25 protein-coding genes are annotated in these 23,467 nt (G+C 29.4%); 23 read left to right on the forward strand and 2 right to left on the reverse strand.

The features are described 5' to 3' along the window. The first annotated feature begins 4 nt into the window (after window positions 1-4). From QMG63_RS03810 to rseP, 11 genes are read left to right on the forward strand one after another with little or no spacing between them, the layout of a single operon-like run. The gene (locus QMG63_RS03810; RefSeq protein ID WP_281861848.1) at window positions 5-1,669 is read left to right on the forward strand and encodes a 30S ribosomal protein S1; all 1,665 of its coding nucleotides are present in this window, start codon (window positions 5-7) and stop codon (window positions 1,667-1,669) included. Continuing rightward, entirely contained in the window at window positions 1,662-2,264 is a 603-nt protein-coding gene (locus tag QMG63_RS03815; RefSeq protein ID WP_281861849.1) for a tetratricopeptide repeat protein, read from the forward strand. The genes QMG63_RS03810 and QMG63_RS03815 overlap by 8 nt, the downstream gene beginning before the upstream one ends. A gap of 24 nt (window positions 2,265-2,288) precedes the next feature. Continuing rightward, window positions 2,289-3,056, forward strand: coding sequence for a hypothetical protein (locus QMG63_RS03820; RefSeq protein ID WP_281861852.1), 768 nt, complete (start codon window positions 2,289-2,291; stop codon window positions 3,054-3,056). 15 nt (window positions 3,057-3,071) lie between these two features. Beyond that, entirely contained in the window at window positions 3,072-3,350 is a 279-nt protein-coding gene (locus tag QMG63_RS03825; RefSeq protein WP_281861853.1) for a hypothetical protein, read from the forward strand. Continuing rightward, window positions 3,340-3,939, forward strand: a complete 600-nt coding sequence (locus QMG63_RS03830) for a Maf family protein (RefSeq protein WP_281861855.1) — start codon at window positions 3,340-3,342, stop codon at window positions 3,937-3,939. The genes QMG63_RS03825 and QMG63_RS03830 overlap by 11 nt, the downstream gene beginning before the upstream one ends. A gap of 35 nt (window positions 3,940-3,974) precedes the next feature. Beyond that, window positions 3,975-4,739 (forward strand): 30S ribosomal protein S2, encoded by a 765-nt coding sequence (gene rpsB, locus QMG63_RS03835; protein ID WP_281861857.1) that lies wholly within the window; start codon window positions 3,975-3,977, stop codon window positions 4,737-4,739. Window positions 4,740-4,756: 17 nt separating this feature from the next. Beyond that, a complete protein-coding gene (gene tsf / locus QMG63_RS03840; RefSeq protein ID WP_281861858.1) occupies window positions 4,757-5,593 on the forward strand; it encodes a translation elongation factor Ts in 837 nt (278 codons plus the stop codon). A gap of 36 nt (window positions 5,594-5,629) precedes the next feature. Continuing rightward, a complete protein-coding gene (frr, locus tag QMG63_RS03845) occupies window positions 5,630-6,184 on the forward strand; it encodes a ribosome recycling factor (protein ID WP_281861860.1) in 555 nt (184 codons plus the stop codon). A gap of 4 nt (window positions 6,185-6,188) precedes the next feature. Beyond that, window positions 6,189-6,881 (forward strand): polyprenyl diphosphate synthase, encoded by a 693-nt coding sequence (uppS, locus tag QMG63_RS03850; protein ID WP_281861862.1) that lies wholly within the window; start codon window positions 6,189-6,191, stop codon window positions 6,879-6,881. After that, the gene (locus QMG63_RS03855; protein ID WP_281861865.1) at window positions 6,829-7,734 is read left to right on the forward strand and encodes a phosphatidate cytidylyltransferase; all 906 of its coding nucleotides are present in this window, start codon (window positions 6,829-6,831) and stop codon (window positions 7,732-7,734) included. Before uppS ends, QMG63_RS03855 begins: the two co-directional genes overlap by 53 nt. 16 nt (window positions 7,735-7,750) lie before the next feature. Further along, complete coding sequence (gene rseP, locus QMG63_RS03860) at window positions 7,751-9,031, forward strand: RIP metalloprotease RseP (RefSeq protein WP_281861868.1); 1,281 nt, start codon at window positions 7,751-7,753, stop codon at window positions 9,029-9,031. A 39-nt stretch (window positions 9,032-9,070) separates the two neighbouring features. Here rseP and trhA read toward each other — a convergent pair whose 3' ends face one another. Next, a complete protein-coding gene (gene trhA / locus QMG63_RS03865) occupies window positions 9,071-9,760 on the reverse strand; it encodes a PAQR family membrane homeostasis protein TrhA (protein ID WP_281861869.1) in 690 nt (229 codons plus the stop codon). A 243-nt stretch (window positions 9,761-10,003) separates the two neighbouring features. Here trhA and QMG63_RS03870 point away from each other — a divergent pair, with 243 nt between their 5' ends. The 6 genes from QMG63_RS03870 (at window position 10,004) to dnaB (ending at window position 15,106) form a co-directional block, all read left to right on the forward strand. After that, entirely contained in the window at window positions 10,004-11,698 is a 1,695-nt protein-coding gene (locus QMG63_RS03870) for a PTS transporter subunit EIIC (protein ID WP_281861871.1), read from the forward strand. 342 nt (window positions 11,699-12,040) lie between these two features. Next, the gene (rpsF, locus tag QMG63_RS03875) at window positions 12,041-12,442 is read left to right on the forward strand and encodes a 30S ribosomal protein S6 (RefSeq protein WP_281861872.1); all 402 of its coding nucleotides are present in this window, start codon (window positions 12,041-12,043) and stop codon (window positions 12,440-12,442) included. A 14-nt stretch (window positions 12,443-12,456) separates the two neighbouring features. After that, complete coding sequence (locus QMG63_RS03880; protein WP_281861874.1) at window positions 12,457-12,894, forward strand: single-stranded DNA-binding protein; 438 nt, start codon at window positions 12,457-12,459, stop codon at window positions 12,892-12,894. Window positions 12,895-12,906: 12 nt separating this feature from the next. Continuing rightward, window positions 12,907-13,200 (forward strand): 30S ribosomal protein S18, encoded by a 294-nt coding sequence (rpsR, locus tag QMG63_RS03885; RefSeq protein WP_281861875.1) that lies wholly within the window; start codon window positions 12,907-12,909, stop codon window positions 13,198-13,200. A 9-nt stretch (window positions 13,201-13,209) separates the two neighbouring features. Continuing rightward, window positions 13,210-13,704 carry a 50S ribosomal protein L9 gene (gene rplI, locus QMG63_RS03890; protein ID WP_281861877.1) on the forward strand — a complete coding sequence of 165 codons (495 nt, stop codon included), beginning with the start codon at window positions 13,210-13,212 and terminating at the stop codon, window positions 13,702-13,704. Between the two features lie 16 nt (window positions 13,705-13,720). After that, window positions 13,721-15,106: a replicative DNA helicase gene (gene dnaB / locus QMG63_RS03895; protein ID WP_281861879.1), complete on the forward strand. Its 1,386-nt coding sequence runs from the start codon at window positions 13,721-13,723 to the stop codon at window positions 15,104-15,106. 83 nt (window positions 15,107-15,189) lie between these two features. Here the strand turns inward: dnaB and QMG63_RS03900 are convergent, their stop codons facing one another. Then, window positions 15,190-16,545: a hypothetical protein gene (locus tag QMG63_RS03900; protein ID WP_281861881.1), complete on the reverse strand. Its 1,356-nt coding sequence runs from the start codon at window positions 16,543-16,545 to the stop codon at window positions 15,190-15,192. Window positions 16,546-16,721: 176 nt separating this feature from the next. Between QMG63_RS03900 and QMG63_RS03905 the strand changes: the two genes are divergently transcribed. From QMG63_RS03905 to QMG63_RS03930, 6 genes are all read left to right on the forward strand, one after another. Beyond that, window positions 16,722-17,915: a thiolase family protein gene (locus tag QMG63_RS03905; protein WP_281861882.1), complete on the forward strand. Its 1,194-nt coding sequence runs from the start codon at window positions 16,722-16,724 to the stop codon at window positions 17,913-17,915. A 94-nt stretch (window positions 17,916-18,009) separates the two neighbouring features. After that, window positions 18,010-19,020, forward strand: a complete 1,011-nt coding sequence (locus QMG63_RS03910) for a peptidylprolyl isomerase (protein WP_281861883.1) — start codon at window positions 18,010-18,012, stop codon at window positions 19,018-19,020. 26 nt (window positions 19,021-19,046) lie between these two features. Continuing rightward, a complete protein-coding gene (gene nusB, locus QMG63_RS03915) occupies window positions 19,047-19,481 on the forward strand; it encodes a transcription antitermination factor NusB (protein ID WP_281861885.1) in 435 nt (144 codons plus the stop codon). Beyond that, the gene (locus QMG63_RS03920) at window positions 19,468-21,120 is read left to right on the forward strand and encodes a tetratricopeptide repeat protein (RefSeq protein ID WP_281861886.1); all 1,653 of its coding nucleotides are present in this window, start codon (window positions 19,468-19,470) and stop codon (window positions 21,118-21,120) included. The genes nusB and QMG63_RS03920 overlap by 14 nt, the downstream gene beginning before the upstream one ends. Window positions 21,121-21,124: 4 nt before the next feature. Continuing rightward, complete coding sequence (gene map, locus QMG63_RS03925; protein ID WP_281861888.1) at window positions 21,125-21,877, forward strand: type I methionyl aminopeptidase; 753 nt, start codon at window positions 21,125-21,127, stop codon at window positions 21,875-21,877. Between the two features lie 58 nt (window positions 21,878-21,935). Then, complete coding sequence (locus QMG63_RS03930; RefSeq protein WP_281861890.1) at window positions 21,936-23,378, forward strand: trypsin-like peptidase domain-containing protein; 1,443 nt, start codon at window positions 21,936-21,938, stop codon at window positions 23,376-23,378. Window positions 23,379-23,467: the final 89 nt, after the last annotated feature.

Consider the following 23,467-nt stretch of genomic DNA (forward strand, 5'->3'; position numbering starts at 1 on the left):
GAGGATGGAAAATCAAGAAGATTTACAAGAAAATTATCTAAAAGTTCTTGAAAAAGTAGAACTAGGTAGTAGTGTTTCTGGTGTTGTTATAAATATCATGAAAGATTATGTGCTTGTAGATATTGGTTATAAGTCTGAAGGTTTTATTAAAATCGATGAATTTGAAACCATTCCAAGTATTGGAGATAAGCTTGATGCAATAGTTACAAAAGTAGGAGGAGAATTAGGATTAGTTCTTAGTGTTACAAAGCTTGATTCTCTAAATTTGCAAGATAAGATTGATGAGTATATTTCGAATAGAAAAGTGCTTAAAGGCAAGATTTTAGTTGAACTTTCAAGTGGTTATAAAGTTCAGATTAATGAAAATGTTATTGGATTTATGCCATCTTATTTGAGTTCTAAATTTAGAGATGAAAAATTAAAAAGAGGTTTAGTGGTTGAGTTTTATGTTATTCAGGCAGATAAGACCGGTGGTGGCCTTAGGCTTATTCTTGATAGACGAACTTTGGAGCGAGAGAGAGAACTTTTAAAGAAAAAAGAACTTATTAGTTCTTATAATGAGGGGGATATAGTTGATGGTGTTGTTGAAAGAATTACAGATTATAGTGCTATTGTAAAGGTTAAAAATCTTGTTTTAGGGGTATTGCATAAAAGGAATATTGCATTTAATCGTGTTGAGAATATTGAAGATTTTATTCGTGTTGGTGATAAGTTAAGATTAAAAATCATTAAATTAAATGTAAATGCAGTAAAGATGGAGTTATCTCTTAAGGCTTTAAAGACAAATCCTTGGGATTTTGTTGAAGCTAAATATAAGGTTGAGAGTATTGTAAAGGGCAAAGTTGTCAAAATATTACCTTTTGGTGCTGTAGTTGAACTTGATAGTGAGATATCAGGATTTATTCATATAAGTAATTTTTCTTGGGTAAGGGTTATAAAAAGTCCTCAGGAATTAGTTAAAGTTGGTCAAATCGTAGAAGTTAAGATTTTAGAGATAGTCAAGGAAAATCAAAAAATATCTTTAGGTATTAAGCAAGTTAATGAAAATCCATGGAATAATTTGGCTCAAAGGTGTGCTGTTGGTAAAGTTGTTCAGGGTGTTGTTAAAAATATTACAAAGACGGGTGCTTTTGTGAGCATTGAAGAAGGTATAGACGCATATATTAGTAAATTTGATATTTCTTGGATTGAAGAAGTTAATCCTGAGGAATACTTTAAATTAGGAAGTTCAATTAGTGGGAAAGTAATTGAACTTGATGCAAAAAAGCAAAATATTAAATTGGGAATTAAACAGTTAGAAGAGAATCCTTGGGATGATTTTTCTAAGAGCTATAAGAAAGGTGATGCTCTTGAAGTTGAAATTGTGGAGAAAAAGTCAAAAGGACTTCAGGTAAGAGTTTATGGTAAAATAATGGGATTTATTAGTAAAATACAACTTGGAGATACAAAAGAGTCTAGTTTGGAGGCTTTTGAAAATTTGAATGTTGGAGACAAACTTAAAGTTATAATCACCAATATTGACTTTAAAAACAAATTAGTTTTGCTTTCTTATAGGGCTTATAAAGAGCAAAAATCAAGCGAAGAAATTTCTTCTTATTTGTTTAAGGAAGATGATGAAGAATCTTATAAACCATTTGCAAATCTGTTAAAGAGGAATACTGATGTTTAGAAATAAATTTTTTATAGGTATTTTTACAGTTATTGTTTTTGTGGGAATTGTTGTTTGTTTTTATAGTTCTATGGATGTAGATTATGTTAAGGCAGGAGGAGAAGTAGTAGAAAATCTTGAAAGAGATTTGAATCTTTATTTAAGAGCAAAAAATACTGAAGAGAAACTTGAATTAGAGTCTAAGATAAAGGAATCTATAGATAAAAGAGATGATGTTGCTTATGAATTTTTTTCACGGTTTTATCTTGCCCGATCTACTTATTTTCAAAGTAAAGGTTTATACAAAGAAGCTCTTGAGGATTTAAATATTGTTATTGGTTCAAAATGGATTGAAAGGGAACTTGCCTATCTTAATAAAGCTGTGATTTACGAAAAAATGGGACAGGTGGATAATGCTTTAATTATATATGATAATTTAATTAAACAGACTAAATTGGATTTTATTAAAATTAGAGCCTTGCTTGGTAAGGCAGTGTTAATTGAAACTAGAGATAAAAAATTGGCTATTGATATATACTCAAAGATTGCTAATTTTTCTTATGAAAATAACTTGTATGTTAATATTGCCAAAAATAAGCTTTTTCAGCTTAGATGATTTAGTTTGTTTTTTTGTTTTAGTATGAAAATATTTAATAATATTATATTGTTAATTGTTTTTTTATTAGTAGTTAATTGTGGTCTTGAGGATATTGTCATAATTGATTCTCCTTTGGTTATTGATAGTAGAGCTTCTAGAGATACTCTTGCTTTTGTATTGCCTTCTTGGTATTTTGGTAAGAACCATAATTCTAGGGTTAAGGGTTTTGATATATATTATAAATTTTATCCAGAAGGCTCAAATTACCATTTGAAGGATTTTGAAAAAAGTGTTCAAAAAGATTTTGATGCTTTAAAGAGTATTTTTAATAATGTTAATGAGTTTAATAGAAGGGGATTTTATAAGATTAATTTGGATGGTGATCGTTTTTCAGGGAAACCGACTTTGAAATTAGACAAAAACTGGATTCAAGGAAATTTTCCTTTATATTTTGAACTTAATTTTGAAAATTTGAGAAAAAGTATCCCTGGTTCGGTTTTTATTAATATAAGGAAAGGTAATAGTTCTTCAGCACCTCTTATTAGGAGTATCAAGACTGTATATAGATCTTATGTTGTTAATGATTTGTATATAGAGTTTTCTGAAGCTTTGAAAAAATCTAAACTTACTAACAGTACAAATAGGCCATTTGATCTTAAGCATATTAGCGATAGCTTTTTTACAAAAGATGTTTCTCCTAAATATAATTTAGTAATTTTTGTTATGGCAGTAGGTAATGTTATTGAAGATGATTTATATAGTGTTGTTGTAAATTTAGGGACTTTGCATGGTTTTGAGTTGTCGAATTAGTTAAAGGCGAGAGGCATGGTAACGTTTTTTTTTCATTTAATTTTAACTAATATTATTATTTCTTTTGTGGTAAGTTTTTTTGTTGTCTTTTTGGGTATATTGAGATTTGGGTTTTTTATAATTTATTTGATAAGTTTTTTAGGAAGTGTTTTATTTTTATTTTTTATACCTCTTTTTTATTCTGATTATTATAATAGACAAGTGGATGTTTTATTTTATTTGTTCCCAGTTATTGGTTCAATAGTTTTGATATCTTTATTAGGATTTGCTGAGAGAAGTAAGAATGATTTATAAAGAAAATTTTGAGATTGCACTTGTATCAAATTCTTTTGCTAGGACTGAGTTTTTAGAGGCTTTGAAAATTAAATTTTTATCCCTTAGTGTTGATATTGATGAGGGTTCAATAATGAAATCAGGTGAAGTTGGTGTTACAAAGAGGATAGCGGTTCTTAAACTTACTAGTGCTATTGAGAAATATGGCAAGGATAAATGTTTAATTACTGTTGATACTTTGTTAAAGAATGATTCGATTTATATTGGAAAACTAAGTGATGAAAAGGAAGCCTTTAGTAAGATAATGGGATATAGTCATAAACTTATTGAGGTTGAAACTAGTTTTTGTGTATTTATTCCAGGGAAAGAGAAAATAATTAAAGCTTGTGAGGTTTCATTTATTAAATTTAGGGAATTAACCCCAGATATTGTTTATCATTATATTGCACTTGGGCATTGGAAAGGTAAAGCTGGGGGTATAAGTCTTAAAAATGGTGTTGCAGATATCTTGATTGAATATATTAATGGTAGTTATTCAAATATCATAGGATTACCAATTGGTTTATTTTATGATATTCTTATTAGAGAAAACGTAATTTCCACTATATAAGTAGTGAGTAAAAGCGAAGGATTTAGGAGGTTGTTTTGGCTGTTATTACTATGAAAAGTCTTTTAGAGGCTGGAGTTCATTTTGGACATCAGGTAAAAAGGCTTGATCCAAGAATGAAAAGGTTTATCTTTTCAGAGAGAAATGAAATCCATATTTTGGATTTGCAAAAAACTTTGCAAGGTATTAAAGATTCTTATGAACTTGTTCAAAGTGTTATAAAAAATGGTAAAAAGGTCTTGTTTGTTGGTACTAAGAAGCAAGCAAGTGAGATAATTGAACAAGAAGCTAGAAGAAGTGATATGCCTTATGTTAACAATAGATGGCTTGGTGGAATGCTTTCAAACTTTAATACTATTAAAAAATCAGTTCAGAAATTAAAAAAATTAGAAAAAATGGAAGTTGATGGAACTTTTGAGATGATTAGTAAAAAGGAAGTTTCTCAACTTAATCGGGAAAAGTTAAAATTATCTAAGAATTTGACGGGAATTAAAGATATGGAAGAGCTTCCTGGTGCCGTTTTCATTATTGATCCTAAAAGAGAACAAATAGTTATTAATGAGGCTAGAAAACTTGGGATTCCTATAATTTCAGTTGTTGATACAAATTGTAATCCGGATGTGATTGACTGTCCAATTCCTGGAAATGATGATGCAATTCGTTCCGTTGCTTTATTTACTAAGATAATATCTGATGCTATTTTGGAGAGTGATAAAGAGGTTGGAATTCAGATAGTTGAAAATTTGAATGAAGAAGAGTTGATGAGTGAAATTGAAGTTAAGAATGAAAAAAAAGAATTATAGAATTTAAGGAGAATAATATGAGTATTAGTCCTAAAGAGGTAAAAAAACTTAGAGATGCAACTGGAGCTGGATTTGGTGATTGTAAGAAGGCATTAGATGCTGTTGGTGGTGATTTTGAGTTGGCTAAGAAAAAACTTCTAGAGATGGGTATTGCATCTGCTAATAAGAGAAGTGGTAGGGATGCTAAGGAGGGACGAGTATTTTCTTATGTAAATAAAGAGAGAGTGGGTCTTTTGCTTATTTCGTGTGAAACAGATTTTGTTGCTATGAATAGTGATTTTGTGACTTTTGGAAATTCTTTGATAAAACAATTGGTTGAAAGTGGTAAAGATTCTTTGGATGAGCAGCAAGAACTTGAAATTAAAAATTTAGCAGCCACAATCAAGGAAAATATTCATGTAAGTAAGATTTATATTTCAAATATTGCATCTAATGAACTTGTAAAAAATTATCTTCATGGAGAGCAATCTAAGATAGGTGTGTTTATTAAATTAAAGGTAGATGATATTTTAAAAATGGAAGCTGAGAGTTTAAATAATCTTGCAATGGATTTAGCTTTACATGTAGCAGCTTTTGCTCCGCTTTATTTAAGCGTTAATGATATTTGTCCTAATTATATTAAAGAGCAGGAGGAAGTTTTTACAAAGCAGATGGAAGCTAGTGGAAAACCTGAAGCTGTAATTAAAGGGATAGTATCTGGAAAGCTTAAAAAGCATTTGGGAGAAATTGCTCTTTTGGAACAAGGATTTGTAAAGGATGATAAACTTATCGTTAAAGAAAAGATTGAAGAGATTTCTAAATCAATTTTAACCAAGATAGAGATAGTAGATTTTAAATATTTAAGTGTTGGGTAATTATTTGTGATCTTTTTAATTTTTAAGGAGGCTTGAATGGAGGAATATAAGGCTTTATTGGACGAAAAAATGAGTAAAGTGCTTTTATCTCTTGAGAGTGAATATAAATCTTTAAGAACGGGCAGGATAAATAGCTCTCTTTTTGATAAAGTATTAGTTGATTATTATGGAGAAAAGACCCCTTTAACTAGGGTTGCCAATGTTAGTATTCCTGAAGCAAGGCTTATTGTAATTCAGCCTTGGGATAAAAGCTTATTATCTAAAATAGAACAGGCTATACTTAATTCAGATCTTTCTATGAATCCTTCAAGTGATGGGGCAGTCCTTAGAATTAAAGTACCTGTATTGACTATTGAGAGACGTAAAGAAATAGTCAAGCAGGCAAAAAAAATTGCGGAAGAATATAAGGTTGCGGCCAGAAATTTAAGGCAGGAATTAAATAATAAGGCCAAGAAGCAAGAAAAAGATTCTCAAATTACTGAAGATGATTTGCGTCGGATTTTAGATGATATTCAAAGAGATACTAATTCTTATATCAAGAAAATAGATGAGATTTTTGATTTAAAAACAAAAGAAATAATGGAAGTTTAAATTTATGAATAATAATTCCCTTCCAATGCATGTTGGGATCATCATGGATGGAAATAGAAGATGGGCTTTAAAAAAAGGTCTTTCATTGTTTGAAGGACATAAAGAAGGCTTAAAGAGAGCTAGAGAGATAGTTAAATATTCTCTTAAATTAGGCATAAAATATTTATCTCTCTATGTTTTTTCTACAGAAAATTGGAATAGGACAAAATCTGAAATAAAACATTTGATGTTTTTGATTGCCGATTATTTAAGTGCTGAGTTTGAATTTTATAGTACAAATAATATAAAAATATTAGTATCAGGAGATGTTGAAGCTTTAGGTAAGGAAGTAAAAAAGTCAATCATTGATGCTATTGATTTTACAAAAAATTTTGATGGGCTTGTTTTAAATTTGGCAATTAATTATGGTGGTCGAAATGAAATAGTTAGAGCTACTAAGAAAATTTTGGGAAGTGATTTACAGTTTGAGACTTTAGATGAGATTGTATTTTCTAAATTTTTGGATAATCCTGAACTTTGTGATCTTGATCTTTTAATTCGTACTGGTGGAGACATGAGAATAAGTAATTTTCTTTTATGGAAAATTGCTTATTGTGAATTTGTTTTTTCAAGTGTTTTGTGGCCAGAGTATTCCGTTTCACAGTATGATAAAGACTTGGAATGTTTTAAAAATAGGAAGAGGAATTTTGGGAGATAAAAGTTTATTCAATCTTAGGTCTAAAAAATTAGCATTTATTGCACGACTGGGGACATTTTTGTTTTTTGTTCCTTTAGTTTTGTTTTTAATATTTTTAGAGTTTAATAATTATTTATTTATTAATATTTTAATTTTTATGTTTAGTGGAGTTGCTGCAAAGGAAGTTAATGATTTGCTTAAGGTTAAATCTTCTTCCATTTCTAGTACTTTATCTTTCTTTTTAGGGATAGCTCCTACAATTTTGACATATGTACATTTCAATGTTTTTGATTTGGGTATAAATATAATATTTTATTTGGTTATAACTTTAGTTTTTAGTAACTGGATTGTTAATTTGGTTTTCATTAAAGAGAATGAAATTGTTAATTTTTTATCGCAGGCAACCTCGATAATTTTCATACTCATATATCCAGGTGTTTTGATGTCATTTGTTGTTGCTATTACTACTTTGCCAAGAGCACCTATTCTTTTGTTAATACTTTTCTCTATGGTTAGTGGTAATGATACTTTTGCCTATCTTGTTGGATATTTTTTGGGAAAAAATAGTTATAGACCTACAATTATTAGTCCCAATAAAACGATAATGGGATTTTTAAGCGGTATATTATTTTCTGTTATTGTTGCAATAGTTGTAGTATGTTTAGGGTTTATAAATTTAACTTATGGAGAAGCTATGATTTTTGGTATCTTAATAGGATTTTTTACTATTATTGGTGATTTATTTGAATCTGGACTTAAACGTAGTGCAGGAGTTAAAGACTCTGGCAATATTATTCCTGGTAGAGGTGGTGCTCTTGATTCAATTGATTCATACCTTTTAACAGGTCCTATATTTTATTTATATTTGTCGTAATTTTTGGGAGTAATTGATGTATATTTTTCTTAGTATTTTGGCATTTACCTTTATAATATTCATTCATGAATTGGGTCATTTATTCTTTGCAAAACTTTTTAAAGTTAAGGTTGAAGTTTTTTCTATAGGGATAGGCCCTAGTCTTTTTAAATTTAAAATAAAAGACACAGAGTATAGATTTTCTCCTATTTTTTTGGGAGGGTATTGTAAGCTTAAAGGAGCTGAACATTTAGAAAATGAGCTTAGATTAAATAGACAACTTGAAGCGGATAGAGATTCTATTTTTGGTATTTCTAATTTTAAGAAAATATTAATATATTTTGCAGGCCCTCTTTTTAATTTAATTTTTGCATTAATTGTTTTTATTACAATAGAAATGATAGGTATTGTTTATCCTGATTATTCTAATAAAATAGTAGTTATTAATAATAGTGTTTTAAGTAAATTTAGAGATGGGGATGTTATTTTAAGTATTAATAATAATGATATAAGATATTTTTCCGATTTAAATAAGGTTGTTCCTTTAAAAGATTCAAGAGTAACTTTCATAGTTTTAAGGGACAGCAAGACTATTAATTTTGAAGATTATACAAGCTTAGATAAGCTTTTAAAGGAAATTGGTCCTTGGATAAATCTTATTATTTCTAAAGTTAAAACAAATTCTTCAGCTGAAGTTGCTGGTCTTAGACCTAATGATAAGATAATAAGCATTAATGATATTATTTTAAATAATAATGTGGAGTTAAACAATTTGATTGAGAAGCTTGATTCTAACGTTGTAGATATTAGTTATGAGAGAAATGGAGAGATTTTAACTTCTAGGTTGATGTTTCAAGATACTAATAAAAGTTTAGGAGTTTATTTATTGCCTGGTTTAAAGCGAGTGGTTAAGTCAGATAATTTAGGCATTGCTATTAAAAATTCTTTTAATAAAGTCTTAAATATTTTAGGTCATATTCTTTACTCCATTGTTTCATTATTCACTAATTTTAAGAATAATGCTAAAAATGTCACAGGACCTATTGGTATGATTAATATTTTTGTTGATTCTTTTTCTGTTGGAATATTATCTTGGTTTAATACTATTGCTGTTTTAAATTTACTTGTTGCTGGTATGAATTTGTTTTTTGTTGTAATTCCAATGCTTGATGGAGGTCAAATTCTTATTAGTTTAATTGAAATCTTGCGTGGAAAACGATTTAGGGCAAAAGTTATTTATTATTTTTATATTTTTGGTATTTTGTTGATGTTAAGTCTTTTTATATTAGGGTTTTTTAATGATTTACGTAATCTTTAGTCAATTTATGCTGCTTGTTCAAGCGATCCTATCTGATGTTTAATCAATAGGGAGTACATATTTGAACATGAACCAAAAATGAGAAAAAGATGCAAGTAAGATTAAAATATGAAAAAAGTCATGCATTCTCATATTTGCTATTGGATTAAGTTTTTTGCTTGTTGAGTAAACTATTCCCCCTAGTGTGTAGAGAATACCCCCAAGTGCTAGCCATAAAAATCCTTTTATAGGGAGAATGTTATAGATGAGTCTGATTCCGAATATGATACTCCATCCCATAAGTATAAATATGCATCCGTTAAGCCATCCAGGACTGTTTACGTATATTGATTTAAAAATAATTCCTAGAATAGCAAATCCCCAAACGGTTATGAGGATTGTTTTTCCATAAGTATTTGGTATGAGAATTAGACATGGTGGAGTGTATGTTCCTGCTATTAATATAAATATTGAGATATGATCAAATTTTCTAAAGAGTTGTTTTATTTTGCTTCCTTTTATAAAAATGTGATAAAGAGTACTCATCGTATATAGTAATGTCATTGATGAACCATAGATAAGAAATAATACTGCATGGAGATATTTTTTTGAATGAGTTGATAGAGTAATGAGAATTGTTGTTCCTATTATTGATAAAATAATGCCAAATAAGTGAGATATTGAGCTAAACAATTCATTTTTAGGTATTGGCTCATTATATGATGTGTATTTTTTATCTTTTTCAAACATAGACCTACTCTTTTTTGTATGCTTTTTATTTTTAGAACATGCATTTGTTCTGATTTATTTTAGGTATATTAGTTTAAAAAAATACATAAATCAAGTGATCAAGAATAGTTTAGTATGAAACAGAATGCTAAATTGATGTTATTGCATAATTTTCTTCTTAAATTTTTTCTATTAATATCTCTCTTTTTGTAAAAAAGCTATATAATGCATATTGTTTTAAGTTTTTGAATGGAGAGGTCTAGAGTGATCAATTTTTTAAAAGTTTTTAGATTTGCTAATTTGCAAAAGTTTTCTAGTGCAGTAAGACTGCCAATTTCTATTGTAACAATTTTTTGTTTAATGCTTGGAATTGGATCTGCACTGTTAAATCCTTCTAATTTGTTTTATGTTGATAACTTTATTGTTAAATTTGTTTTGGGACTTATTAAGAGTACCAGTAATATTATTATTTTGAATATTCCATTACTTTTTGTTATAGGGATTACTGTTGGAGTTGCTAGAGCTCAAAAGGGTCCTGCTGCACTCTCAGGTCTTGTTGGATATTTGATTTTTAATATTACTGAAAATTATTTTCTTGATGTGTTTTCAAGACTTGTTGAGCCTAATTTAATGTCTTCTGTTGGTCAAGTAAATATTTTGGGCATTCAAACTTTAAATACAGGTATTTTGGGGTCTTTATCAGTTGGGCTATTAGTTGGATATTTGCATAATAAGTTTTATTGTATCGAGTTGCCTGGGCCTTTAAACTTTTTTTCTGGTTTTCGTTTTGTTCCCATAGTAGTTTTTCCTTTTTGTATTTTATTAGGGATAATATTTGTTTTAATTTGGCCGTATTTTAATGAATTAATTACTTCTTTTGGATTTTTTATTGCTAAATTTAACTATCTTAATAGTTTTCTTTATGGATTTTTAAATAGACTACTTATTCCTTTAGGGCTTCATTCCATTCTTACATTTCCTTTTAATTTTACTTCGTTGGGAGGAACAGAAGTTATTGATGGTCAAGTTGTTGGTGGTATTCAGAATATATTTTATGCGCAATTAGCAGATCCGTATCTTATTAGGTTTTCCCCAAGTATTTCCAGGTTTAATAGTGGATTTTATCTTTCTATTATGTTTGGACTTCCTGGGGCGGCATTGGGAGTTTATAGAGGAATCATTCATGATGATAAGAGTAAGATCGTGTCTTTGCTATTTTCAGGTGCTTTTGCAGCTTTTTTGACTGGAATTACAGAGCCTTTAGAATTTTTATTTGTTTTTACTGCACCTTTGCTTTATTTTATACATGCCATTTATACCGGGTTTGGGTTGTTGATTGCTAATGTACTTGATATTGCAGTTGGTGTAACTTTTTCTGCTGGATTTTTTGATTTTCTAATGTTTGGGGTGTTACAGGGACATGACAAGACAAATTGGCTTTATTTATTACCATTAGGATTTGCATTTTTTGCTTTGTATTATTTTACTTTTAAATGGGTTTATAATTATTTTGATTTTCAGATTTTTGGTGTTGGTGAGCCATTTTTTGCTGGTAGTGAAGGGGAAGTTGAAGGAATGGGCATTGCACATCTTATAACTCAAGGTCTTGGAGGTCTTGATAATATTCAAGAGTTTAATGTTGTCTCAACAAATTTAATGTTTGTAGTTTTCAGTCCTGAGCTTATATCAGAAGATTTTCTTAAAAAAACAGGTGCTTTAAATATTGTTACAATTGATAATGCAATTAAAATTGATTATGGAACAAATGTTTATTATATAAAACAAGCGATTAAAAATTATTCCCCTGAAAAACTTTTTAAGGCCAGTGCCATTGTTGCATCTGATAATGTGAAACATGGTATTAAAGCATATATTGAAATGAAAGAAGATGATAAGCTTGAAAGGCAAGGTTCGACAGGGAAAGTTTACAAACTCAATAAGGATGATGAGGATAATTAAAGTTTATTTAGATTAGAAGATGTACTTAAAATTATGAATTTGTGTTAGATAAGTTGTTTTTTTACTTTATTTTAAAGAGATTTTTTAAGAACTTAATATTTTTAGCTAGTTTATTGTATGGTATATAAAAGGTACCTTTTAATAGAATGATTTTTAAAGATAGTGGGGGGGGGTAGAATTTTTAATTGTTCTGTGAGGAGTATTTTGAAAAGATTTTTTGCTCAATATTGAAAAAAAATAGGTATTTTTATATACTATTTAAATAAATTGTTATAGTATTGAGATAACCTTTGCCATAAATTGAAAAGGTTTATGGTACGATTAAGACCGTAAGGAGTTATAATGATAAAAAAGTATGAAGCTTGTTTTTTGTTTAAGAGTGAAGAACTTGAATATAAAGTTGCTTTAGAAGAGGTAAAAAAACAGTTAACAGCTTTTAATGCTAGTGATTTTGCTGAAAATTCTCTTGGAGAGAGGGCATTAGAATATCCTATTAGGAAGCAGTTGCGTGGTAGATATGAAATAATAGAATTTAAGATGGATAGTGAGAATTTGAAAGAGCTTGAAATTCAATTAAAACTTATTAAAAATTTATTAAGACATATGATCTTGGTTAAGATTAACAAAAAGGTTAGTGTCAAAAAAGTTAAGAGAAAAAATTTTAGAGAATTCAAGGATAATAGGGATATTAAAGAAAAAGAATCATCAGAGCTTAATTCTAATGTTGATGTAAAAGTAGATTGAGGGGGGGGGAGTAGATGGCCGATATTAATTCCTTAGTATTATCTGGTAGGCTTACTAGAGATTCTGAGCTTACTTATACTGAGGCAGGTATTGCTATTCTTAAATTTGGTTTAGCTAATAACAGAAGGGTGAAAAAAAATGACGAATGGATGGATTATGCTCAATTTTTTGATTGTACTCTCTTTGGTAAGAGAGCTGAGAGTCTTGGTTCTTTTCTTAAGAAAGGAAAACAAGTTGTGATTAGTGGTTCTTTAAGGTATGAGAGTTGGCAAGATAAAAGCACTGGAGATAAGAAGAACAGATGTAGTGTTTTAGTAGATGATATTCAGATGTTTGGTTCACTTATTACTACTAAAGGTGCTAATGATGTTGGTTTTGAAAGTTATAAGAAGCCAGATTCTTTTACGGATATTGGTTTTGATGACGGTTTTAATGAAGATATACCTTTTTAGGAGTTTGAATTTATGTATAAAGATATAGATTCCCATCAGAAAGACTCAAGGACTGATGGACATCAAGATGGTTTTAAAAAAAACCCTAATTTTAGATTTTTTAAGAAAAAAACATGTAGATTTTGTGATATGGACAGAATTCCTGATTATAAAGAATTTGATTTCCTTAAGAAGTTTATTACAGAGCAAGGGAAAATATTGCCTAGGAGAATTACAGGCACTTCTGCTAAGCACCAAAGGCGTCTTGCATTAGAGGTTAAGAAAGCTAGATATATGGCTTTACTTCCTTTTGTGAAAAAATATTAAGGAGAGATGATGAGAGTAATTTTGAAAGAAGATTTTATTAATCTTGGAAAAGAAGGTGATATTGTTGATGTAAAGGACGGTTTTGCTAGAAATTATTTATTGCCAAAAGGTTTTGCTGTTTTTTCGGATAAGCATAATATTGATATTTTTAATCAAAAAAGGAGATCAATACTTAAGAGACAAGAAACGAGAAAAAAAGCCGCTCTTGAACTTAAAGAAAAACTTGATAAGATCAATTTGGAATTTGTAATGCAGTCTAATGATAGCGGAAAATTATTTCATAGTATCAATAACTTAAATATTGCTGATGAACTTTTAAAGCTTGGTTTTGAAATTGAGCGAAGAAGAATAGATATACATCATGGTACATTAAAAACTTTTGGAATTTATGATGTAACTATTAAGCTTTATGAGGGAATTAATTCTGTCATTAAAGTTGAGATAAAAAGGGAAGAGAAAAAACATTCTCTTAAAAAGTCTAAGAGTGTTGAAAAGGAAGTTTGAAAAAGAGGTATAGTTTGTGGCTTTTACTTCAGTAAGTACGGCCTCTACACTTCTTTTTAACGAAGGCGCAGAAAAGGCAGTTATTTCGAGTATATTCTATAATCCGGGGAAGGTGGAAGAGGCATTATTATATCTAAAACCGGATGATTTTTATAGTAAAAATCATGAGATGATTTTTAAAGCGATGATTTCTCTTTATGAAAAAAGAGAAAATATTGATCCAATAACTGTATTTGAAGAAGTGTCTTCTTTAACACCTAAATCACAGCTTTTAAGTAATTTTAAAGCTTTAACAGGATTGCAGGATTATTTGAGTTTTCTATCAGGGTATCTTCCAACTGATAAGACTATAAATGTTTATGCGAAGATTGTTAAAGAACATCGTATTAGAAGAGATATTTCTAAAATTTCTAGAGAACTAAATGATTTAGCTAATGATTCTACAAAAAAAGTTGAGCAATTTGTGGAAGATGCACAAAGGCATATTCTTTCAATTGAATTAGATTGTTCTAGTAAAAATCTTAATCATGCAAAAATTGTTGCTGAGAGAGTTCATGCTGAGATATATGAGAGAAGCATGAAAAAACGAGAAGTTAATTTTGGTATTCCAAGTGGTTTTAAGAAGGTTGATAGTCTTATTGGAGGTTTTAGAGAGAGTGATTTTATTATTATTGGTGCTCGTCCTAGTGTTGGTAAGACTGCCTTTGCACTTAACATTGCATCAAGTATTGCATTGAGGAATGATAAAAAGAGGAAAGTAGGTTTTTTTTCTCTTGAAATGACTTCTGATGCTTTGATTAAAAGAATAATAGCAGCTCAAGCTAATATTGATAGTTTTAAGATTCAAAATAGTATTTTGTCAGGTCATGAAATTAAGGCAATCAATGATGTTGTGAATGATATTAGTAATTCTGAATTTTATATTGAAGATACTGCTAATATTAGTTTGTTAACGCTTGCAACTCAGGCTAGAAAGCTTAAGAGATTTTCGGATATAGATATACTATTTGTTGATTATATTAGCCTTATTTCCCTCGAAACTAGAAATATTCCACGTCATGAGCAGGTAGCCTCAATTAGTAAAGCACTCAAAGAGCTTGCAAGAGAACTTAAGATTCCAATTGTTGCCCTTTCACAGCTTACAAGAGATACTGAGGGACGTGAACCCAGTCTTGCTAGTTTAAGAGAATCAGGTGCATTAGAGCAGGATGCAGATATTGTTATTTTACTTCATAGGGATAAGGACTTAAGAAGTAGCTCTGATGATGAGAGAGTAATTAGTGCTATCGATACTAAAATTATTGTTGCTAAACATAGAAATGGGCCTACAGGAAGAGCTGATATATTGTTTTTGCCACATGTTGTTAAATTTGTGAATAAAGAACATGAAAATGATTATTAATGTTATTTGTTGATGTTTTGAGTTTTTATCATCTTTGATTTTGGACAAGATATTATTTGCTGCATTCATATAATTTGACGTATTTAGATGTTTATTGTTATACCGATTCCAAGGTAATTGAAATTTATTTTATGTGTCTCTAAAGTATAATTTGTTGTGTTATAAACAATTGGGTGATAATTAATTTTTGTAAATATTTTTGCATTATATGTTACTTTATTGTATTTAAGTGTTTCTATTGATATGCCAGGTTCAATTTCAAGTCCTGCTTGCAATGTATCTTTTATTTTTAATGGTCTGTAAATGGCTTTTATATCTTTTTTATCTTGATTGTAAGATACGCATATTCCAGAACATATGTATAATATAAATCGATCTTTTGTGAATAATTCATAGATCAATCCGGATGAAAATCTATTTGTACGGCTATTGAATTCAGCTAAATTAATATCATAATTTGTTGCAATGGCAAAATAATATTTTAATGAGGGTGTTATTATGTAATATATTAAATTTCTAGTTTGGAATGGGACCATAATGTCAAATCCAAAAGAAAAATTTTGGTTGAGGAGATATAAGTTATATTCCGAGGTATTGTCGTATTCTTCGGTAAAAATTATGCCAAATCCTCCTACACTGAAAAATTTTTCCTTGTTTGAAAAATTGTTTAAATTAAGGTTATTTATTGTAAAAAAGTTTTTAGAATGAAGTCTGTATTGAACTCCAATTCCAGTTTCTGCTTCTTGTGTTTTTGAATATGTTTCTATATTATTTATTTTACTTTGAGTTTGATAAAAGAGTTTAGTTTCAATCCCTATAGATTTATTTCTAAAGTCCATTGCAATGCTTGTTTTGAAAAAATAGTCTGCAAAATAAGATAAGTCTATATAATTTTCAAGATTAAAAAATTTCATGTAAGAATAATTGATTGCTGTACTTAAGAAACCTCTGTAATTGTAATTTTCATAATTTTTAGGAATTGGTCTAAATTGTCTTAGGGTAAAATGCACTGCTTGTTGTATTAAAGCTCCACCCCAGTTTCCATAGATTAAATTTTTAATACCAATACCAATATCGATGTTTCCAAAGTATTGTGTTTTTGTTTGTATTGAAAATGGAAAATAGTACATAAATCCAATTTCTAAAAGATCAATTCTTGTTCTTAATTGCGTAGGAGAATCTTTATTTCCTCTAAAAGTTAACATGTGTGCTTCTGCATTTATCATGAAATTATATTTTGATTCGTGAATAAATATTAAAGAACCGCTTCTGAGATCATCAAAAAAATCACAGAGTGCAAATCCAAGGCCGTCATTTAGATTGTTAAAATGGTATTTATCAATTTTATCATTTTGATATTTGGTTAAATGGTTATAAGCATAAGAATTAATTGCCAACATTATAATTATCATTTTGAGGTTAAGTTTTGCTAAATACATGCATAATTAATATAACATTTTTGTTCGAATATATCATTGTGTTTTTGGTGTATTTAATAACTAATATTGATGATGATTTTTATCAAATCATTTATAATATCTTTTATATTCTATTTTTTTAAATTGTATTTTGTTATTATATAGTTGAAGGTTAGTTTTTTTGTGGGGAGGGGTATATGAGAAAAATAGCAATTATTGACGGACTTAGATCCCCTATTACTAAATTTGGGGGTGCCTTAAAGGGAATGAGTATTGTTGATTTGTCCTCAGATATTGTTAAGGCTTTGCTTGGGAGAAATAATATTGATAAAGTGGATGAGGTTATTATTGGAAATGTAATTTCTGCAGGGCTTGGTCAAAATATTGCTAGACAAATTGCTTTAAAGGCTGGTTTATGTGAAATTACTCCTGCTTTTACTGTAAACAAAGTTTGTGGCTCGGGACTTAAATCTTTAGAACTTGCGTTTAATTCTATAGCTCTTGGTAATAGTGAAATTGTTTTAGCTGGTGGTGTAGAAGATTTAAGTAATGCGCCTTATCTTTTGCCAAGAGGTGTTAGATTTGATGGTTTGAAATTTGGTGACTTTAAAATAGAAGATTCAATATATAAAGATGCCTTAGTTGATACTCCAAGTAGTACTGTGATGGGACTTACAGCGGAAAATTTGGCTAAAATGTATGAAATTACAAGAGAAATGCAAGATCAGTTTGCATATAATTCTCATATGAAGGCAACAGCAGCAAGAGATAGTGGATATTTTAATGATGAAATATATCCTTTATCAGTTTTTGATAGAAAGACAAGACTTAAAAGTGTTATATGTAGTGATGAGGAGATACGTGATAGTTTAAGTTTGGAAAAACTGTCATCTTTAAAACCCGTCTTTAAGGAGGGAGGTACTGTTACTGCCGGCAATTCTTCTAGTTTAGATGATGGGGCTTGTTTTTTAATATTAGCAAGTGAAGATTTTGTTTGCAAAATGGGATTACAACCTTTAGCTTATGTTGGTGGTTTTAAAAGTGTAGGCTTAAATCCTCTTCATATGGGATTTGGAGCTTTTCTTGCTATTGAAGAAATTATAGAGACATTTAACTTAACTCCAAGTGAAATTGATTTTATTGAAACAAATGAAGCTTTTGCTGCACAATCTTTAAGTGTTTTAAAAGCTTTACGTCAAAAATATGATGTTAGAGATAGTATTATCAATGTTAATGGAGGGGCTATTGCCTTGGGGCATCCGTTTTCAGTTAGTGGCGCTAGGATTTTGTTAACTCTTGCACGTCTTATTAAAATAAATAATAAATCAAAAGGAATTGCCTCTCTTTGTATTGGAGGTGGACAGGGTATAGCGGCCTTTTTATATAGGTGAATGATATTCTTATTTTAAACTAGATTTAAATTTAATGTTTTGTTAAAATTTTATGCAGTGATTTAGTTTAAGGATTGATATAAAGGTGATTTTTATGGGTAATGTTTTTTGTTTTCTGTTGTTTTTTGTTGTAGGGATAACTACTTTTGCTCAAAATACTCCTGTTGTAATTATTAATTTACATAATAACGAAATTATTACTAAGACAGAATTTGATTCTAAGGTAAATACATTGAAAAAGACACAAGGTAGAGATTTAAGTAATGCTGAGAGGAAGCAAGTTTTGCAGATTTTAATAGCCGATGTCCTTTTTGGTCAAGAGGCTTTAAAGCAAGGGATTAAGGTTGAAGATGTTGAAGTTATGCAAACAATTAGAGCTCAGTTTGGACTTTTAAATCTTACAGATGAGCAAATTAAACAAATGATAGAAAGTCAGGGTACAAATTGGAATGAGCTTTTATCTTCAATGAAGAGGTCTCTTTCTGCACAAAAGCTAATTCTAAAGATGGCTCAGCCTAAATTTTCAGAAATAAAAATCCCAGGAGAAGAAGAAGTAGTTGAATATTATGAGGCTAATAAAACTAAGTTTGTTAATCCTGATATAGCAAGGATTAGTCATGTTTTCTTTTCTTCAAAAGATAAAAAGAGATCGGAAGTTCTTGCAAATGCAAAGGATATTGTAAATCAGATAAAATCGAAAAAGGTTACCTTTGAGGAAGCCGTAAAAAAATATTCAAATGATGAGAGTTCTAAGGTTAAAAATGGTGATCTTGGATTCTTGGCAAGAGGTGATCAGAATGCACAAAATGTTCTTGGATTAGATTTTATTAAAGAAGTATTTATGCTTAAGAAAGGAGACATTTCTCAGCCAATATCATCAAAAGAAGGTTTTCATATAGTTAAAGTTACTGAAATGTATTCTCAGAGATTTTTAGGTCTTCAAGATAAAATATCTCCTAATGTTGATATGACTGTAAAGGATGCCATAAAAAATAATATGATTAATATTCACCAGCAGCAAATTGTTGCTAGAGTACAACAAGAGATTTATGATAAACTCAGTAAGTCTGCTAGTATACAAATTTTGGATTCTAGTCTAAAATAAATATTAAGATATTTATAATATTGGTTATGGACTTGAGACACAAGGCTAGGGTATTAGCTTTTCAAAAAATTTACAGTATTGATGTTAATTGTAAGGCAAAAGATAATATTTATGATATTTTTAATCTTGAAGATCATGGATTTGAATTAGGAGAGGATTTAAAATTATTTTATTCTGTGTTGGTTAATGGTACTTATGATAATTTAGAATTTATTGACAAATTGATTAGTGATATTTCTCTTAATTGGCGTTTAGACCGTATGGATAAGGTTGATCTTGCCATATTGAGAATGAGTGTATATTCACTTAAGTTTCAAAATTTAGATGTTCCCAAGAGAGTTATAATAGATGAGGCTATTTTAATTGCCAAAAAGTATGGTAGTAAAAATTCTTATAAATTTGTTAATGGGATACTCGATGCTTTGTTGAAAAATATGGAGAGCTCATTTGAAAGCAAATAAGGTGTTGTTATTCTTTATTTTATTTTTAGTCCTTTTTATATCAATTTTTGTTTGTTTGAGCTTGAATCCATACATTTTATATATGTTAAAGGGCGAACTAGATTTTAATAAGATTCTTGTAGAAGTTGATGGTTATCTTTCAAGTGAAAATTTGGAGAGTGCTGAGAATGCAATAAGATTTTATTCTTATTATGCTGATACTGAATATAAGTGGCTTTCTCTTATTAAAAGGGCAAAGCTTTATTCTGTGAAAATTAAACATTATTTATTGATGAGGGACATTTTGGACTTAAGTATTAAAAGTTTGCCGGGAAATTTAAAGCTTAGGGCACTTGAAGTATATTCAAAACTTAAGGTGGGAGCTGTTTTAGAGGCTTATGATATTGCAAAGCAGTATCTTTTAGGATATAAGGAATATAAGCATTTGTATGATGAGGCTTTTATTAAAAGTTTAATTTTAGGCTATGATATAAAAGATATTAAAAGCTTTTTAATCAAAATAGAACATGAAAGAGATGCCTTTGCTTTTGAGACTATAGGTTTAAATCTTCAAAATAATGCATTTTTAATTGATGCAATGCTTTTGTATATAGAGAAAAAGGATTTAAATTCTGCTAAGAGAATACTTTTGAAAATAAAGGAAGATAAGGATTTTTCTAAAGAACTTGCCTATATTTCTTATGGTCTTGATAATTTGGATTTTACTATTGCAAATCTTAAGCTTAATAATAGTAATGACCCAAGTTTGATGTTTTTGCTAGCAGACGCCTATTTGAAGAAGGGTGATATTAATAATGCTAAGATTGAATATTTAAAACTTTATACCGATTTTCCTGATTATAGTATGATGGTATATCTTGGGCTAGCATGTATTGCTAAGAAGGAGAATGATTTAAAGCGTGCTATTGCTTATTTAAACAAAGCTAATGAAAATTTTAAAGAAAATGAAATTGTGAATTATTATTTGGCTAATATTTATTTTGAGGCCAATGATTATTTTAATGCAAATGAGATTGCAAAAAAGTATGTAGATAATCCTTTATTTTTTAAACTTTACTTTGTGTTGAATTATTCAAATTTAAAGTATGAGGCTAAAAAGTCTTTCTTATGGCGTTTATTTTATAGATCAAATTATAGCACTGATATTGCTCAGCTTTTGGCTTGGAATTTGCTTCTTTATTCTGATTTAAAAGATTTAGGTTTATTTTTTAAGATTTATGATTCTGTCGATGAAGTTCAAGATTGGTATTATTTCTATAAATTTTATTATTTTTTTCTTAAAAAAGATTTAGGTGTTGCGGAAAAAGTGATGATTGAGAATCAAATGGGCAAATATTTATATGGTTTTTATTATAATCTTGGGGTTTTAAAATTGTATCAAAAAAATTATAAAGAGTCTGAAGAATATTTTAGTAAGACAGTTTCTCTTTTGCCTTTCACTCTTAATGATAAGAGTAAAATTACTTTAAGAGAACGTGAAGATATGGCAAAAGTGTATTTAAAGCGTGGAATTAATTATCTTTATTTAGGTGAATTTGAAAAGGGACGAGAAGCTATTTTAACTTCTAATTTTTTTTATGAAACTAATGAAGGTAAACTTTATATGAATATGATAGAAATACTTAAAGAGAGGAATTAATTATTTGAAATTAAGATTAAAGTCTAGGACAGAGATTGAGAAAATTAGGGAATCTGCAAGACTTTTGGCCCAGACTTTTTTAGAGATTGAAAGGAATATTGTTCCTGGAATTAACACTAAAACGCTTGATTTGATTGCTAGTGATTTTATTTCTAAGAATGGGGCTAAACCTGCTTTTAAGGGATATGCTGGATTTAAGGGAACTATTTGTGCTTCTATAAATGAAGAAGTTATTCATGGAATTCCTGGAACAAGAGAGCTTAAAGATGGCGATGTTATTAGTGTTGATTGTGGGGTTATTTTAGATGGGTTTTATAGTGATATGGCTAAGACTTTTAAGGTGGGTAAAGTAAGTTCTAGGGTCAATAAATTATTAGAAGTTACAGAGGCTGCTCTTTATAGAGGAATTGATGAAATGAAGGTTGGTAATCGGGTTTTAGATATCTCAAAAGCTATAGAAAATTATATTAAACCATTTGGTTTTGGAATTGTTAGAGATTATACAGGACATGGGGTTGGTTTTGCTTTGCATGAAGAACCAAATGTGCCAAATTATTATGAGCCTTTTTTTAAAAATGTTAGAATTCAAGAAGGTATGGTTTTAGCGATTGAGCCGATGGTAAATTTAGGGGGCCATAAAGTTTCTGTTAAGAATGATGGTTGGACAGTGTTTACATCTGATTTTAGTTGTTCTGCTCATTTTGAACATACTGTTGCTGTTGTTGATGGTTTGCCTTTGATTTTGAGTAAGATTTGATAGATATTAATTAAGTGTTATTTAAAAGATTTGGTTTTATATTATGGAGGTGTATAAAATGAAGAAAAATTTTATTTCCGTATTTTTAGCAAGCTTTTTAGCTTTAACTATTGGATTTTTTGTTGGAATACATTATTTAGGATCTGATAAAAATGCTATTGTTTTTGCACAGGAGAAAGGTGATACTGGCGAGTCTCTTCAGGATTCTTTTAGAAAGGTATCTAAAAAGATTTTACCATCCACTGTGGAAATTTATGCTACTGGAATAGTTAAAACACGCGATCTTTTCCATTTATTCTTCTTTTTTGATGTTCCAGGTATTAATCTTGAAAAGAAGGCGCAATGGGGTGGTTCTGGAGTAATTATTGGAAGAGATTCTAAGAAAACAAATTTATTTTATGTTCTTACAAATAGTCATGTTGTAGATAATGCGATTGAATTTGAAGTTGGAACTTATGACAGTAAAACTTATAAAGCAAAACTAGTAGGTAAGGATGATAAAAAAGATATTGCACTCGTTAGTTTTGAGGCTAATGATGCAGCTATTGAAATAGCTGAACTTGGTGATAGTGATATGCTTGAGATAGGGGATTGGGTTATAGCTGTTGGGAGTCCCCATAACTTTAGTTTTTCAGTTACAGCAGGTATTATAAGTGGTCTTCATCGTTCGGTTAATCCTAATTTGAAGGCACGAAATTCATTTATTCAAACAGATGCAGCTATTAATCGTGGTAATTCTGGGGGACCTCTTGTAAATATTAAGGGAGAAGTTGTTGGGATCAATACTTGGATATCGGCTTCTCCTTCTGGGGGTAATCTTGGACTTGGTTTTGCTGTTCCTATTAATAACGCTAAAAGTATTTTCGATGTTTTGATGAGTGGTAAGAAGAGTGAATCGGCTTGGATGGGAGTTGATTTGCATCGTTTAAGAAGTAAGGACTCAGAACTTCTTAAAAGCTTAGGTTATGAGGATAATTTTGAATCATTAGCAATTATTGCGGGGGTTTATGATGGTACATCTGCTTTTAGAGCAGGACTTAAAGCAGGTGATGTAATTAGCAAGATCAATGATGTTTCAATGAATTTTTTCTACGATGTTAAGCAGTATATTAATGATTTTTATGCGAAAGAGAAAATTAAAGTTGAAATTTTAAGAGGGAAAGAGAAAAAGAATATTGAAATAGAACTTGATGTTAAGCCAAAAATCAATAATGAGAAGGAATATATCTCAGAGCTAAAATTGATGCCAGGTTTTACTGTTTATCCTTTAACTAAGGAGGTTAGGACTCAACTTGGTTTAAGAAATTGGACTAATGGAGTTGTGGTAGACAGTGTTGATCCAACATTAGGTACAAATCCTAAAATTTCAACAGGAGATATCATTATGGTTGTTAATTCAAAAAGTATTAAAAGCTTAAGAGATTTTTATGATGCTGTTGAACATAGGAAAAATACTTATACTGTTTTAAGAGATGGTCAAACTTTTAAAGTATCTTTTTAGTAATAAACTTTATTTTTAGTTTAGGCTTAAAGAATGGATATCTTTAAGCCTATTTAGAGCTTAAAGATGTTAATTTTGTCCTATATTTT

The sequence above is a fragment of the Candidatus Borrelia fainii genome (assembly GCF_027925085.1).
Classification (GTDB): Bacteria; Spirochaetota; Spirochaetia; order Borreliales; family Borreliaceae; genus Borrelia; species Borrelia turicatae.

What these genes read in the sequence shown, in the direction of transcription:
- nusB (WP_281861885.1), top strand. Translation starts at nt 19,047, where the DNA reads ATGGACTTGAGACACAAGGCTAGGGTATTAGCTTTTCAAAAAATTTAC.
- QMG63_RS03930 (WP_281861890.1), top strand. Translation starts at nt 21,936, where the DNA reads ATGAAGAAAAATTTTATTTCCGTATTTTTAGCAAGCTTTTTAGCTTTA.
- rpsR (WP_281861875.1), top strand. Translation starts at nt 12,907, where the DNA reads ATGTATAAAGATATAGATTCCCATCAGAAAGACTCAAGGACTGATGGA.
- QMG63_RS03905 (WP_281861882.1), top strand. Translation starts at nt 16,722, where the DNA reads ATGAGAAAAATAGCAATTATTGACGGACTTAGATCCCCTATTACTAAA.
- QMG63_RS03910 (WP_281861883.1), top strand. Translation starts at nt 18,010, where the DNA reads ATGGGTAATGTTTTTTGTTTTCTGTTGTTTTTTGTTGTAGGGATAACT.
- rpsF (WP_281861872.1), top strand. Translation starts at nt 12,041, where the DNA reads ATGATAAAAAAGTATGAAGCTTGTTTTTTGTTTAAGAGTGAAGAACTT.
- QMG63_RS03880 (WP_281861874.1), top strand. Translation starts at nt 12,457, where the DNA reads ATGGCCGATATTAATTCCTTAGTATTATCTGGTAGGCTTACTAGAGAT.
- rseP (WP_281861868.1), top strand. Translation starts at nt 7,751, where the DNA reads ATGTATATTTTTCTTAGTATTTTGGCATTTACCTTTATAATATTCATT.
- QMG63_RS03830 (WP_281861855.1), top strand. Translation starts at nt 3,340, where the DNA reads ATGATTTATAAAGAAAATTTTGAGATTGCACTTGTATCAAATTCTTTT.
- frr (WP_281861860.1), top strand. Translation starts at nt 5,630, where the DNA reads ATGGAGGAATATAAGGCTTTATTGGACGAAAAAATGAGTAAAGTGCTT.
- QMG63_RS03855 (WP_281861865.1), top strand. Translation starts at nt 6,829, where the DNA reads ATGATAAAGACTTGGAATGTTTTAAAAATAGGAAGAGGAATTTTGGGA.
- QMG63_RS03815 (WP_281861849.1), top strand. Translation starts at nt 1,662, where the DNA reads ATGTTTAGAAATAAATTTTTTATAGGTATTTTTACAGTTATTGTTTTT.
- QMG63_RS03810 (WP_281861848.1), top strand. Translation starts at nt 5, where the DNA reads ATGGAAAATCAAGAAGATTTACAAGAAAATTATCTAAAAGTTCTTGAA.
- QMG63_RS03820 (WP_281861852.1), top strand. Translation starts at nt 2,289, where the DNA reads ATGAAAATATTTAATAATATTATATTGTTAATTGTTTTTTTATTAGTA.
- QMG63_RS03825 (WP_281861853.1), top strand. Translation starts at nt 3,072, where the DNA reads ATGGTAACGTTTTTTTTTCATTTAATTTTAACTAATATTATTATTTCT.
- uppS (WP_281861862.1), top strand. Translation starts at nt 6,189, where the DNA reads ATGAATAATAATTCCCTTCCAATGCATGTTGGGATCATCATGGATGGA.
- QMG63_RS03900 (WP_281861881.1), bottom strand. Translation starts at nt 16,545, where the DNA reads ATGTATTTAGCAAAACTTAACCTCAAAATGATAATTATAATGTTGGCA.
- trhA (WP_281861869.1), bottom strand. Translation starts at nt 9,760, where the DNA reads ATGTTTGAAAAAGATAAAAAATACACATCATATAATGAGCCAATACCT.
- tsf (WP_281861858.1), top strand. Translation starts at nt 4,757, where the DNA reads ATGAGTATTAGTCCTAAAGAGGTAAAAAAACTTAGAGATGCAACTGGA.
- rplI (WP_281861877.1), top strand. Translation starts at nt 13,210, where the DNA reads ATGAGAGTAATTTTGAAAGAAGATTTTATTAATCTTGGAAAAGAAGGT.